Consider the following 13,165-nt stretch of genomic DNA (forward strand, 5'->3'; position numbering starts at 1 on the left):
GGTACGGCGAAATAGGTGATCACAGGCACAACTGACCCGTGCCGAGGCTCGAATCAGCAGCTCAGCGGGGTGCGCGACAGGTCAGTTCGCGGAACGCACGCTCAGATCGGGTGCGCCGGGCAGCGCGTCGGCCCGGCGCAACCGGCCGGTCCCCGGCGTGCTCACCCAGACGGCGAAGGCGAGCAAGCCGTCCAGGACCATGGCCAGCACCGCCACCAGCAACGCGCCCACCAGAACGCGGTCGTACCGGTACAGGCTGATGCCGTCGAAGATGTAGCGGCCGAGCCCGCCGAGGTTGACATAGGCCGCGATGGTCGCGGTGGCGACCACCTGCAGCGTCGCGCCGCGCAGGCCGGTGAGCAGGATGGGCAGCGCGTTGGGCACCTCGACCCGGAACAGGATCTGCCGCTCGGTCATGCCCATCGCCCGGGACGCGTCCACCACGTCGGCGGGCACATTGGCGATGCCCGCGTAGGCGCCGGCCAGCAGCGGCGGAATCCCCACGGTGATCAGGGCGAGCAGCGGTGGGATCAGGCCGAGGCCGAGCAGCAGCACCAGAAAGGTGAGCAGGCCCAGGGTCGGCAGCGCGCGCATGGCGTTGGCGAATCCGACCAGCAGCGCGGAGCCGCGCCCGGTGTGCCCGATCACCAGACCGAGCGGAAGCGCGATCGCCGCGGACAGCGCGATGGTGAGGAAGCTGTACCAGAGGTGTTGCGCGATACGGGTTTCGATGCCCGCGGGGCCGCTCCAGTTCGCACCGTCGGTGAAGTAGGACCACGCGTCGAGGAAAAGGTTCACGAGGCTGCGCCTTTCACCGTCACGAGCGCCGGCCTCTCGCCTGCGCGGTCCGGACGTCGGCCCGCACCCACGGCGTCGACCAGCGGCCGAGCACGTAGATCAGGCGGTCGAAGATCAAGGCCAGCGCCAGGATCACGATGATGCCCGCGACGATCTCGTCGGGGTAATCACGCTGGTAGCCCTGCGTGAACAATTTGCCGACGCCGCCGACGCCGATCAGCGCGCCCACCGACACCATCGCGATATTGGTCACCACGACGACCCGCAGGCTGGACACGAAAACCGGGATGGCCAACGGCATGTCGACGGTCAGCGTGCGCCGCAGCGAGCTGCACCCGACCGCGTCGGCGGCGTCGACCACGTCGGCGGGCACCGAATCCAGCGCCGCCGGCACGGCGATCACGAGCAGCGCGGTCGAGTACATGGTCAGCGCGATGATCACGTTCAACGGGTCGATCGTGGAGATCCCGACCAGCGGCGGGATGATCACGAACAGCGCAAGCGACGGAATCGTGTACGCCAGGCTGGCCACGGTCACCGTCACCCGGCGCAGCCAGGTCACCCGACGCACCAACGCGCCCAACGGAATCGCGATCACCAGGCCGAGCAGCAGGGGCACCAGCGCCAAGTACAGGTGGGTCTTGGTGAACCCCCAGATCTCGGCGAAGTTGTCGATCAGGTATCGCACACAGGCCTCCCGCGGGTCACCGCGCTTCTTCCTGTTCGAAGAAGTGCCGGTTGCGTTCGGCGTCCTCGGTGGCGCGCTGGCCGGCCAGCTGTTGCAGCACCTCGGTGGCGAGCACGCCGCCGCGCACCGCGCCCGCCTCGTCCACGGCCACCCCGATACCGGAGGGCGAGGAGATCGCGGCGTCCAGCGCCTGGCGCAGGTCGCCGGTCGGCGTGAACAGCGAACCGCCCGCGGATGTGCTGTCCGCCAAGGTATGTCCGGCACGCACCGACTCCACCCCGGTGACGTCGATCCAGCCCGCGGGCTTGCGTTCGGCATCGACGATCAGCACCCAGTCCCCGCGATCCAACCGCAGGGCGGACACCTCCGCGGCGGTCGCGGTCCGAAGCTCGTGCAGCGGAACCTCTTTCGCCGTGCGGAAGGACAGGCCGCGATAGCCGCGGTCCCGGCCGACGAAATCGGCGACGAAATCGGTGGCGGGCTGGGCGAGTACGTGGTCCGGCGGATCGTACTGCTGCAGCACCCCGCCCCGGCCGAAGACCGCGACTCGGTCGCCGAGGGTGATCGCCTCATCGATGTCGTGGGTCACGAACACGATGGTCTTCCGCAATTCCGCTTGCAGCCTTTGCATTTCGACCTGCAACTCGGCCCGTACCACCGGATCGACGGCGCTGAACGGCTCGTCCATCAGCAGCACCGGCGGGTCGGCGGCCAGCGCCCGGGCCACCCCGACCCGCTGCTGCTGCCCGCCGGACAGCTGGGCCGGATACCGGCCCGCCAGCGAGCGATCCAGACCGACCCGATCGAGCACCTCCAACGCCGCGGCCCGGGCCGCCTTGCGCGAATCACCGCGCAGCACCGGCACGGTCGCGACATTGTCCACGACCGTGCGGTGCGGCAGCAGCCCGCCGCTCTGGATCACATAGCCGATACCGAGCCGGAGCTTTACCGGGTCGACCTTCGAAATATCCTGTCCGGCAATGGTGATCGTGCCCGAACTGGGCGTGATCATCCGGTTGATCATCCGCATCGACGTGGTCTTGCCGCAGCCGGACGGGCCGACGAACACGGTGAACGAGCCGGACTCGATCCGCAGATCGAGGTCGGTGACGGCGTGCGTGCCGTCCGGATAGGTCTTGCTGATACCGCGAAACTCGATATCGGACAACGTGTTACCTCTTATCCGGCCGGCGTGTTCAGCCCCTGGGCCGCCACCCAGGCCACGGCCGCGGCCTTCGGTTCGGTCTTGGCCGTACCGGAGACCGCCTCGTTCAGCTTGATCAGCTCCGCGGTGGTCAGCTTCGCCGAGGCGGCGTTCAGGGCGGCGAGCGCCTTGTCCGTCTTCTTCGCCGCGTTGAACAGCGGAATCACGTTCTGCGCCGGGAAGTTGTGCTTCGGATCCTCCAGCACCACCAGGTTGTTCTGCGTGATGGCGGGCGAGGTGGTGAAGATGTCGGCGGCGGTCACCTGGCCCTCGACCAGTGCGCGCACGGTCGCGGGGCCACCGCCGTCGGCGATCGGCACGAAGTTGTTCGCGGCGATATCGAGGTTGTAGTTCTTCTTCAAGCCGGGCAGCCCGCCCGGCCGCTCCTGAAATTCCGCGGGCGCACCGAATTTCACCTCGGCCGAGTGCGCGGCCAGATCCGCGATGGAGCGCAGGTTCCAGCGCTCGGCGGTCGCCTTGGTCACCACCACGGCGTCGGAATCCTCGCCGGGCGCGGGGGTGCCGACCGCGAGTTCGCTGCCGAGCGCGGCGGTGAGCGCGCTGTTCACGTCCGCGGCACTGGTCGCGGTGGCGTTCTTGTCCAGGTACTGCAGCAGGTTGCCGTTGTACTCGGGGATCACCGAGATCGCGCACTCGCGCACAGCCGGGACGTACGCCTCCCGGCTGCCGATGTTCAGCTTGGTGTCGACCTTGAAGCCGTTGACGCGCAACACCTCCGCGTAGATTTCCGCGACGGTCTCCGACTCCGGGAAGTTCGCGGAACCGACGACGAGCCCGTCGCCGGCGCAGTCGCCCTTGCTCGCCAGTGGATCGGAGTTGCCGCAGGCGGACAGGATCATGGCGACGGCCAACGCGGCGGCGGCGAAGATGAACCGGGTGGCGCGCAGCGCCAGCCGCAGCGCCGACCGACCGTGCCGCGTGGCATCGGGGGTGATCGAGGTGTTCACTGGAGTCCTTCCGGCATGACGAGCAATGCGAGGTCCCGGCGCAACCGAGCCACCGGTACATTCTGGGTGTCCATACTGCCCGCTTCAGGGTGTTCCTGTTAGCTCTGTCGATCTCTCGGAGAGTTGGTGTCGCCGGATGATGCTGGCCGCGTCGCTGCGGATGCTGGCTCGAATTGTGCTCGTCGCGACCGCCGTAACGGCCGTGTCCTGCGGTAACGATGACCAGGGCGCGCGGATCACGGTCGGCGCGGGCGACGCTGTCGAGTCGGTGATGCTGGCCGAAATTTACGCGGGCGCGCTGGCGCGCACCGGCGCGCGAACCACGGTCGCCACCGGATCGGGCGAGCGCGCCGACTATCTGGCGGCGCTGGACGCCGGCCGGATCACCCTGCTGGGCGAGCACAGCGGCGCGCTGCTGACCCACCTCGACGCGCACGCTCCCGAACGCACCCCGAAGAACGTCGCCGACGCACTGAGCAAGTCGTTGCCCGAGGGGCTGGTGGTCTCCGATATCGCCGACGGCACCGACCTGCGCGCGCGAGTGCTGCTCACCACGGAGGCGGCCACGCACGACGCCGTGCAGTCCGTCCGCGACCTCGGACCCAGCTGCGGCACCCGCACCGCAGGAGTGGCGCCCGCCGCCGGCCTGCTGACCGCGCCGCCGGCCGCGAACACGGTGACCGGCTGCGCCTTCGCCGCGACGATCCCGTTCCCCGACCTGGCCGCCCTGCGAAAAGCCCTGCTGGACGGGCAGATCCAAGCCGGGCTGCTGCTCGGGCCGCCCGCCGCGGGGACGGGCTCGACCGACGGGCTGACCATCCTGTCCGACGACGACTACGCCGTGCGCGCCGAGAACGTGCTGCCCCTGTTCCGCAAGGGCACGCTCGACCAGGCGCAGATCAAGAAGCTGAATTACGTTGCGGGGGAACTCACCACCGAAGAACTCGCCGAGCTGATCCGTCGCGTCCGCGACGAGCATCGCGACCCCGGCGACGTGGCACGGGCCTGGCTGGACGACCACGCGCTGTGAATTCGTCCGCGGCAGCGCGGTTGCGGATAACGTCTGATCGGTGAGTATCAGGTTCATCGGCGGCTATGTGGCGATCGTGGCGTTGTTGCTCTACGTCTGGTCCACCCTGCCCGACAAGAATCCGCTGTTCGCGGTGGCGCTGCTGGTCGCGCTCGGCGCGATGATCGCGCTGAACCTCTGGATCCGGATCTCCGCGCGCCGCCAGGAGCAGGCGCGCGCCGACCGGAAACCGGTGCCGTCCGGCGAATAGCGCCCGAGCAACTCCTCGGCCACACAGCAAAGAACGCCCCGTTCGCCGTGGAACGAGGCGTTCTTTCAGCTGTGACAGCTACTGCTAGGCAACACCTTCGGCGCGCGCGGCGGCCGCGACGGCCTCGGCGACGGCCGGGGCGACGCGCGGGTCGAGCGGGCTCGGCACGATCTTGTCCGGGCCCAGCTCGTCGGCGACGACGCTGAGGATGGCGTCGGCGGCGGCGATCTTCATCCCCTCGGTGATCCGGCGGGCGCCCGCGTCCAGCGCGCCCTTGAAGACACCGGGGAACGCGAGCACGTTGTTGATCTGGTTCGGGAAATCGCTGCGGCCGGTAGCCACGATCGCGGCGTACTTGCGCGCGACCTCGGGGTGGATCTCCGGATCCGGGTTGGACATGGCGAACACGATCGACTCCGGCGCCATCGAGGCGATGAGCTCCTCGGCGACCAGACCCGCGGACAGACCCAGGAACACGTCGGCGCCGTTGAGCGCTTCGGCGGGACCACCGATGAGGCCGCGCGGGTTCGTGCGGGTGGCCAGCTCGGCCTTCACCTCGTTGAGGTCGGTGCGCTCGCGGCTGACGATGCCCTTCGAGTCGAGCACGGTCACGTCCCGCACGCCCGCGGCGAGCAGGATGTTCGTGCACGCGACACCGGCCGCGCCCGCGCCGGACACCACGACCTTCAGATCTTCGATGCCGCGGCCCTGCACCTTGGCCGCGCCGTTGAGGGCGGCGAGCACCACGATGGCGGTGCCGTGCTGGTCGTCGTGCATGACCGGGCAGTCCAGCGCCTCGATCACGCGCTTCTCGATCTCGAAGCAGCGCGGCGCCGAGATGTCTTCCAGGTTCACCGCGCCGAAGCTCGGCCGCAGCTTCACCAGCAGGTCGACGATCTCGTCGACGTCCTTGGTGTCCACCACGATCGGGATCGAGTTCAGGCCCGCGAACTTCTTGAACAGCGCCGCCTTGCCCTCCATCACCGGCAGCGAGGCGCGCGGGCCGATGTCACCGAGGCCGAGCACCGCGGTGCCGTCGCTGACCACGACGACCAGCCGCTCAGTCCAGGTGTAGCGCTTGGACAGTTCCTCGTCCTGCGCGATGGCCCGGCTCACCTGGGCGACGCCCGGGGTGTACGCGATCGAAAGGTCGCGCTGGGTTTCCAACGGCGAGCTGAGTTCCACCGAGAGCTTGCCGCCAAGGTGTCCCGCGAAAATCTCGTCGTGCGTAATAGCGGAAAGGCTCGCTGCGTCGTCTGCGCGGGGGGCCGTGGTGGCATTCGGTGCGTCAGTCACAGGTGACACGATTTCACTCCTGCTCGGATCGGACAAACCGGTGGACGGTTACCGCCGGGTATATAGGTATTAGGGATTCATTTCGCTCATCGAGTGCGCTGACCGGTACGTTTCGCGGCGATCGGCGAGTCACGAAAACTCGTTGCCGATTTCGCTGACGTGGCGCGGCACTGATCCGCGGAGCGAGAGCCGGACGGGTGGGTCCGGACAGAACATGCGGCGTGATCCTCGGGTCACGACGGTGCGTCGCGAGGCGGAGATCTCCGTAATCCCAGTACCCGGCGGTGGCTTGGGTAAGGAATCCGACACATTCTGCCAGCATGATCCGCGACTTGCCAAACCGGTCGGGTCTGCGTCGTGTCGCGCGCCTGTTCCCAGGCTAGCGGCCCGGAATTACCGAGCCGTAAGCGAAAACTCGCACCTCCCCGCGCCCACCCGGTGAGTTGTCCCAACGCTATCGGGTCGCGTGGTGTGAGCGCGTCAGCGAAGACACTTGCCCGCCGCGCCGGTGTGTGCTGACCGCAGCGTGCGGCGCCGCCCGAAGCACATGGTGCCACCCGCAGAGCGCGATGTCGTCCGCAGTGCACGGAGCTACGGACGCTGAACCCGACGTGGGGTGCTGGCGCAGATCCGAGAACTGCAGCGCGCGGTGCTGGCCACAGCGTGTGCGGTGCCGACCTCAGCGGGAGGCGCCGGCCACAGCGGGCGAGGCCGGCTGCAGCTGTGGTGCTGATTCCATCGCGCGGGGCCGGCCGCAGGTCTGGAACTGGCTGCAGCGGGAGGTGTTGCTGCGGCGAAGGCCTCAGCGAGACGGTGTCGTCAGCTGGACCGCGGCCTGTATGGGCGCGGGCTCGGGCACGATTTCCGGGGCGTCCGGGATGGCTGCGGAGCGGGCGGTGAGCATGCCGGGCTCGCGTGGGTGGGCCAGGACCAAGCCGTCATCCTGGGTGCTGATCACGGCTACGTCCCGTCTGCCCCGGGCGAGAGGCTCGCGCGCGGCGGGTACCGGGACCGCCTCGTGTGCGGTGGACGGCGCGGGCTCGTGCGTGTGGGGCCGGACCCACACCGTGTCGAGGCCGCCCGACGTCAGGCGCACCCGCCAGTCCGCCTCGACTCCGGGATGATCCGTGCGGCGGTGCATACCGCGGGTTTCGGTGCGGGCGAGGGCGCTGTATTTGGTCCAGCGCGCGACCGCGAGCAAGGCGGCCGCTTGCCGGGCGCGCAGCCGGTCCAGGCCGGTGCCGCCGAGGTCGAATTCGGCGCCGGGCCACATCGAGTCGAGTTCGCCGATGCTGTCGCGCAGGCTGCCCGCGCTGCGCCAGTAACTGCGCCGCAGCGGCAGCGTGTGCTCCTGGACGAGGCCGACGACCGCGCGCGGATCGATCCGTGCCACGGCGTTCAGCCCGGCGCCCGGCACCTCGCGGACCGGGGCGTCGCGTTCGGCTGTGCGCGCGTATGCGGCCGCGCCCGCACCGGCCCACACTCCGGAGGCGATGGCCCACGCGCCGCCCTGCCCGCCGAACCCGCTCACCGCGCCGGTGATCGGTTCCCGCGTGGTCACGTCCCCTGCGGCGAACAGTCCGTCGACCGTGGTCGCGCACTCGCGGCCGGCGATCCGCAGCCCGCCGGTGCCCCGCACGGTGCCCTCCAGCACGGCCCGCAGCGGCACCCGCCCGGCGTGATCGACCAGGCCCAGCTTCGCGAGCCCGCCGCGCAGCAGCGCGGGTACCTCGTCGAGCGCCGCGAACACGCGCCTGCCGTCGGCGATCGCGGCGAAGGCCGCGGCGCGATGGCCTTCCAGCACCGCCCCCGACTCGTCGTAATAGGTGGCGAAATGCAGTGCGAGACCACCGGAGTTCGCCGGCCCGGCCCCTTGCCGCGCGGGTACCAGGCCGTACGCGCTGGAGAACTCCATGCCGGAGAGTTCGGCCCCCGCCTCGGCCGCGAACAGCAGGCCGTCGCCGGTGTCGACATCGGTGCCCGCGCCGCCGGACAGGAACGCGCACCCGCCGGTCGCCACCACTACGGCGCCGGCGCGGACGGTCCACGTCCGATATCGATCGAGCTGCTGCACCCCGACCGCACCCGCCACCCGGCCCTCCCGGTCGACGAGCAGTTGCAGCGCCGGATGGTGATCGAGCACGCGCACGCCCGCGGCGAGCACGCTGCGCCGCATCCGGCGCAGATAGCTCGCACCGTCCAGGTAGACCCGCAGCGCGGAGCCGGGGCCCGGGCCGGGAAAGCGATATCCCCAACCGGCCAATTGCTCGACGCGGTGGTGCGTCTCGTCCAGCACCCGGTGCATCCACGCCGGGTCGCCGAGCCCGCCGCCGTGGGCGTAACCGCGGTCGACGGCTTCGTCGCGGGCCGGGCCGGGCGGAATGTTCCACAGCGAGGTGGTGCCGTGCGCGGTCGGTCCGCTGGTACCGCAGCGCGCTTTGTCGGCGAGTACTACTCGCGCGCCGTTCGCCGCGGCGGAGACGGCGGCCCAGGTTCCGGCGGGACCTCCACCCAGAACCAGTACGTCCGTCTCGAGTTGCGTCACAATGAGAAATATTCGGCCACAATTCACGAAGCCGCAACCATTACCGCAATTTCAACTCCACCATTGTGTCCAAAGCAGCAATCCAGCCGCAACGAAAACAACCGCTGATCCAGAAAATGCGGCTAAACCCCGACGCTTATCCGAATAAATTTGCGCCGCAAGGGCAATCACCGTCGCCGCCACATGCCACGTGACCGATTCGGTGCCGGGGCCGGGAAAGTCGCGCCGCGCCGCGATGACCGCGGTGCCGACGACGACGAGCATCAGCGCGAAGGTGCCCGCGGCCACGAGACCGCTGAGCCCGCGCCACACCTTCACGAGGCGATCACCGGCACGCCGGTGGCCTTGCCCACGAGGACCTCGAGCTGCTCGGGATCGGTGGTGAACTCGCCGAGCCGGATGGTCTTGTTCGCGCCGTGATAGTCCGACGAGCCCGTGGTCAGCAGGCCGAGTTCGGCGGCAAGGTCGCCGAGGATCGCCCGGTCGGCGGCCGAGTGATCGATATGGTCCACCTCGAGCCCGCCGAGCCCGAGCGGGGCGAGTTCCCGGATGGCGTCCAGCGCCAGCATCCGGCCGCGCTTGCGGGCCCGCGCGTGCGCGAGCACGCTCACTCCGCCCGCGGCGGCGATCATCTCGACCGCCCGGGACAACGGCGTGTCGGCCTTCTCGGCGTAGTAGGGACCGTGCGGCGCGAGCAGTTCCTCGAACGCCGCGTCCACGCTGGGCACGACGCCCGCCGCGACCAGTGCCCGGGCCAGATGCGGGCGACCCGCCGACGGACCCGCCGAGGCGAGCACCGCGTCGGGATCAATCGGCAAACCATCGGCAACCATGCGGTCGGCCATCGCGCGCACCCGCTCGACCCGCTCGCCGCGTAACCGTTCACGTTCCTCGGCGAAACAGCGATCGGTCGGATCGAACAGGTAGGCCAGCAGGTGCACCGGCACCGGCCAGCCGTCCTCGCCGAGCCCCATGCACGACATCTCCATGCCCCGAACCAGCGTGAGCCCCTTCGGTAGCGCGTCGACCGCTTCGGCCCAGCCCGCCGTGGTGTCGTGGTCGGTGATCGCGAGGACGTCCAGGCCGGCGGCGGCCGCGTTCCGGACCAGTTCGGCCGGTGAGTCGGTGCCGTCGGACGCGGTCGAATGGGTATGCAGGTCGATGCGCACGCCCTCCAGTCTTACAGTGCCGCCGACCGGCCCCGCACGCCGCAGGCGACGTAGCATCGCCGATGTGCCGTCCATTCCGCCGCTTCCGTCCTTCCGCGGTACCGGTCGCGGAGAGCGCAAGCTGCCGCGCATCCCGATCCCGACCGCGCGGGCCATCGTCGACTGCGGCGTCTATGTCGAAGGCCGCCGGTTGCCCGGCCGATTCACCCATCGGGACGCGCTGGCCGAGGTGCGCAACCGCGGCGCGGGCTTCGTCTGGGTGGGCCTGCGCGACCCGGACGAGGCCCAGATGGCCGATATCGCCGAGGCTTTCGAACTGCACGCGCTGGCCGCCGAGGACGCGGTCTCGGCGCATCAGCGCCCGAAACTGGAACGCTATGACGACACCTTGATCCTGGTGATGCGCACGGTCGCCTACGTCGAGCACGAATTGCACAGCGTCAGCGAGATCGTGGAGACCGGCGAGATCATGGTCTTCGTCGCGCCCGACTTCGTGGTGACGGTCCGGCACGGCGAACATTCCGAACTCGCCACGCTGCGAAAGGAACTGGAGGCCGATCCGGCCAAGCTGATGCTCGGCACCGGCGCGGTGCTGCACGCGATCGCCGACCACGTGGTGGATTCGTACATCGAGGTGACGCAATCGATCGAGCTCGATATCGACGCGATGGAGGAAGAGGTCTTCACTCCGGGTAACCGGGTCGCGATCGAATCGATCTACCAGCTCAAGCGGGAGGTGGTCGAACTACGCCGGGCGGTGAACCCGCTGGCGCTCCCGCTGCAGTTGCTCGGGCAGAAGCCGGAGATCCCGCTTCCCAAAGAGATTCGGCGCTACATGCGCGATGTGGCCGATCACCACGCCGGGGTGGCCGAGCGGATCACCGATTTCGACGAGGCGCTCAGCGCGCTGATCAGTGCCGCGCTGGCGAAGGTCGGCGTGCAGCAGAACACCGATATGCGCAAGATTTCGGCCTGGGTCGCGATCGCGGCGGTGCCGACGATGATCGCGGGCATCTACGGCATGAACTTCACGCATATGCCCGGACTGGAAGCGAGCTGGGGCTTTTGGCTCGTCATCGTGGTCACGTTCGGCATCTGCGGCGGGCTCTACCTCACCTTCCACCGCAACAACTGGCTCTGAGGACGGACTGCGCCTAGAGGCTCGCCGCGCCGCGGCCGGGATCACGCACGTCGATACCGGCCTCCGTCCAGGCCTCCCGCAGCGCCTGCGCGCCGCGCACGCGCACCCAGGCCGCCTCGGTGGCGGTCACCGGCGTCACCGCGAAATAGCGAACCGGCTCCGCGGGCTCGGGCAGCACCACCTCGGGAATCCCGCTCTCCCCCAGCAGAACCGCGGTGAACGGCGCGTTGTGCCACATCGGTTCGCCCAGGTCCATCAGCGCGTCCGCTTGCAGCACAACGCCTTCCACCGCGGGCGCGGCGGCGAGCACGCCGAGCGCCTTGGCCAGGCCCGAGGCCGCCCCGGTACCCGCCCGCAAGGTGAGCACCAGTTCGGCCCGGGGCCCGCGCACCGGATCGGCAAGCAGCGCACCGGGATCGGTCATCGGATGACGGGACCCGCCCACCGTCGCGTAGTGCACCACATCATCGTCGACGATCCGCAGGATCTCGATCGGCTCCAACCCCAGGAACGTCACCGACGCCGAATCGACGCCGGTCGCCGCCACACCGAAATGGTCCAGCACACCGGTGCGGACCGTCTCCACCACACCCATGCGTCAGATGGCCAGCCGCGCCAGCATGTCCCGCGCCTGCTCGGCCGACTTCGGGTCGCACAGCACGTCATAGCGCCCGGCCACCAACTGCATGGTGGAGGCGAAGTCGCGCTGTCCCTTGGTCGCCGCGTACGGGATCGAGGTGGAGATGACACCGAAGATGATGCCGCCGACCAGACCGACCAGCAGCGGGCCGAACGCGCCGTTGGTGGTGAACAGGCTCAACAGCAGACCGAGGAACAGGCCGAGCCAGGCCCCGCTCACGACACCGCCGCCGATGACCTTGCCCCAGGTCAGCCGGTAGAGCACCCGCTCGACCTGCATCAGATCGACGCCGACGATGGTCACGTCCTGCACCGGGAACTGACCGTCGGCGAGGAAATCGACCGCCTTCTGTGCCTCGGCATAGGTGGGATAGGAGCCGACCGGCCAGCCGGACGGCGGCGTCGGCAGGCCCTGCCGTCCGCGATTCGAGTTCCCCAAGGGATTCGTCATGTCTCTATTCTGCTATTCCGCCCGGTTTCCGGGTGGACTGAAACGCGTGGTCCGTGTCATTGCCGCGGCCCGGCCCTTGTCGGCGATCACCCGGGCCATCTTCGCGCTCGCCTCGTCGATCATCTCGTCGCCGAGCATGACCGCGCCGCGGGCGCCGCCCTCGGCCGAGGTGTGATAGGCGTACGCGTCCAGGATCAGTTCGGCCCGGTCGTAATCGGATTGGCGCGGGCTGAAGATCTCGTTGGCGGCGGCGATCTGCCCGGGATGCAGCACCCACTTGCCGTCGAACCCGAGCGCCGCGGTCCGTCCGGCGGCCCGCCGGAATCCGTCCAGATCGCGGATCTGCAGGTAGGGACCGTCGATCGCCTGCAGCCCGTGCGCGCGGGCGGTGAGCAGGATGGTCATCAGGATGTGGTGGTAGGCGTCGCCGGTGTCGTAACCCTCCGGCTGCTCACCGACCACCAGGGTGCGCATGTTGAGGCTGGCCATGAAGTCGGCGGGACCGAACACCAGCGCCTGCACCCGCGGGCTCGCGGTGGCGATCTCGTCGATATTGCGCAGGCCGAGCGCGTTCTCCAGCTGCGGCTCGATGCCGATCCGGCCCTCTTCGAGGCCGCACACCTTTTCCAACTGGGTGAGCAGCAGATCGAGGGCGCGGACCTGACCGGCGTCGGTCACCTTGGGCAGCAGGATGGCGTCCAGGTGCGCGCCCGCCCCCTCGACCACCGTGATCACGTCCGCGTAGGTCCACGAGGTCGTCCAGTCGTTCACCCGGACCACGCGCAGCTGCGCGCCCCAGTCGGAATCGTTGAGCGCCGCCACGATATTCGCGCGCGCCTCGGCTTTGGCGGCGGGCGCGACGGCGTCCTCCAGATCGAGGAACACCTCGTCGACGGGCAGCCCCTTGGCCTTGTCGATCATCTTCTTGTTGCTGCCGGGACAGGCGAGCACCGAGCGGCGCGGCTTCAAGATCACTCCCATCGATC

General features: G+C 69.4%; 14 protein-coding genes. 3 read left to right on the plus strand and 11 right to left on the minus strand.

The annotated features are described in order from the left end of the window. Positions 1 to 81: 81 nt before the first annotated feature. The 4 genes from O3I_RS35770 to O3I_RS35785 are packed head-to-tail and all read right to left on the minus strand — an operon-like array spanning position 82 to position 3,550. Positions 82 to 798: an ABC transporter permease gene (locus O3I_RS35770; protein ID WP_014987923.1), complete on the minus strand. Its 717-nt coding sequence runs from the start codon at positions 796 to 798 to the stop codon at positions 82 to 84. 19 nt (positions 799 to 817) lie between these two features. Continuing rightward, positions 818 to 1,486 carry an ABC transporter permease gene (locus tag O3I_RS35775; protein ID WP_014987924.1) on the minus strand — a complete coding sequence of 223 codons (669 nt, stop codon included), beginning with the start codon at positions 1,484 to 1,486 and terminating at the stop codon, positions 818 to 820. Positions 1,487 to 1,502: 16 nt separating this feature from the next. Then, positions 1,503 to 2,654 carry an ABC transporter ATP-binding protein gene (locus O3I_RS35780; RefSeq protein ID WP_014987925.1) on the minus strand — a complete coding sequence of 384 codons (1,152 nt, stop codon included), beginning with the start codon at positions 2,652 to 2,654 and terminating at the stop codon, positions 1,503 to 1,505. Between the two features lie 11 nt (positions 2,655 to 2,665). Continuing rightward, a complete protein-coding gene (locus tag O3I_RS35785) occupies positions 2,666 to 3,550 on the minus strand; it encodes an ABC transporter substrate-binding protein (RefSeq protein ID WP_086006314.1) in 885 nt (294 codons plus the stop codon). A gap of 244 nt (positions 3,551 to 3,794) precedes the next feature. Between O3I_RS35785 and O3I_RS35790 the strand changes: the two genes are divergently transcribed. Together O3I_RS35790 and O3I_RS35795 are read left to right on the plus strand one after the other, a co-directional pair. Next, positions 3,795 to 4,688: a glycine betaine ABC transporter substrate-binding protein gene (locus O3I_RS35790; protein WP_014987927.1), complete on the plus strand. Its 894-nt coding sequence runs from the start codon at positions 3,795 to 3,797 to the stop codon at positions 4,686 to 4,688. Between the two features lie 40 nt (positions 4,689 to 4,728). Beyond that, the gene (locus O3I_RS35795; RefSeq protein WP_014987928.1) at positions 4,729 to 4,938 is read left to right on the plus strand and encodes a hypothetical protein; all 210 of its coding nucleotides are present in this window, start codon (positions 4,729 to 4,731) and stop codon (positions 4,936 to 4,938) included. Between the two features lie 84 nt (positions 4,939 to 5,022). Here the strand turns inward: O3I_RS35795 and O3I_RS35800 are convergent, their stop codons facing one another. The 4 genes from O3I_RS35800 to O3I_RS35815 form a co-directional block, all read right to left on the minus strand. Beyond that, a complete protein-coding gene (locus O3I_RS35800) occupies positions 5,023 to 6,243 on the minus strand; it encodes an NAD(P)-dependent malic enzyme (protein ID WP_081594221.1) in 1,221 nt (406 codons plus the stop codon). A gap of 793 nt (positions 6,244 to 7,036) precedes the next feature. Further along, positions 7,037 to 8,779, minus strand: a complete 1,743-nt coding sequence (locus O3I_RS35805; protein ID WP_014987930.1) for an FAD-dependent oxidoreductase — start codon at positions 8,777 to 8,779, stop codon at positions 7,037 to 7,039. Positions 8,780 to 8,830: 51 nt separating this feature from the next. After that, complete coding sequence (locus O3I_RS35810) at positions 8,831 to 9,097, minus strand: hypothetical protein (RefSeq protein WP_014987931.1); 267 nt, start codon at positions 9,095 to 9,097, stop codon at positions 8,831 to 8,833. Continuing rightward, positions 9,094 to 9,948 (minus strand): PHP domain-containing protein, encoded by an 855-nt coding sequence (locus O3I_RS35815; protein WP_041564778.1) that lies wholly within the window; start codon positions 9,946 to 9,948, stop codon positions 9,094 to 9,096. Before O3I_RS35815 ends, O3I_RS35810 begins: the two co-directional genes overlap by 4 nt. A gap of 64 nt (positions 9,949 to 10,012) precedes the next feature. Between O3I_RS35815 and O3I_RS35820 the strand changes: the two genes are divergently transcribed. Next, positions 10,013 to 11,089 carry a magnesium and cobalt transport protein CorA gene (locus tag O3I_RS35820; RefSeq protein WP_014987933.1) on the plus strand — a complete coding sequence of 359 codons (1,077 nt, stop codon included), beginning with the start codon at positions 10,013 to 10,015 and terminating at the stop codon, positions 11,087 to 11,089. Between the two features lie 13 nt (positions 11,090 to 11,102). On the opposite strand, the gene O3I_RS35825 is transcribed toward O3I_RS35820, so the two are convergent. From O3I_RS35825 to O3I_RS35835, 3 genes are read right to left on the minus strand one after another with little or no spacing between them, the layout of a single operon-like run. Then, positions 11,103 to 11,684, minus strand: coding sequence for a suppressor of fused domain protein (locus O3I_RS35825; protein ID WP_014987934.1), 582 nt, complete (start codon positions 11,682 to 11,684; stop codon positions 11,103 to 11,105). Between the two features lie 3 nt (positions 11,685 to 11,687). After that, positions 11,688 to 12,179 carry a general stress protein gene (locus O3I_RS35830; protein ID WP_014987935.1) on the minus strand — a complete coding sequence of 164 codons (492 nt, stop codon included), beginning with the start codon at positions 12,177 to 12,179 and terminating at the stop codon, positions 11,688 to 11,690. A gap of 12 nt (positions 12,180 to 12,191) precedes the next feature. After that, complete coding sequence (locus O3I_RS35835; RefSeq protein WP_424769593.1) at positions 12,192 to 13,148, minus strand: HpcH/HpaI aldolase/citrate lyase family protein; 957 nt, start codon at positions 13,146 to 13,148, stop codon at positions 12,192 to 12,194. Positions 13,149 to 13,165 lie beyond the last annotated feature (17 nt).

The sequence above is a fragment of the Nocardia brasiliensis ATCC 700358 genome (genome assembly GCF_000250675.2).
GTDB lineage: Bacteria > Actinomycetota > Actinomycetes > Mycobacteriales > Mycobacteriaceae > Nocardia > Nocardia brasiliensis_B.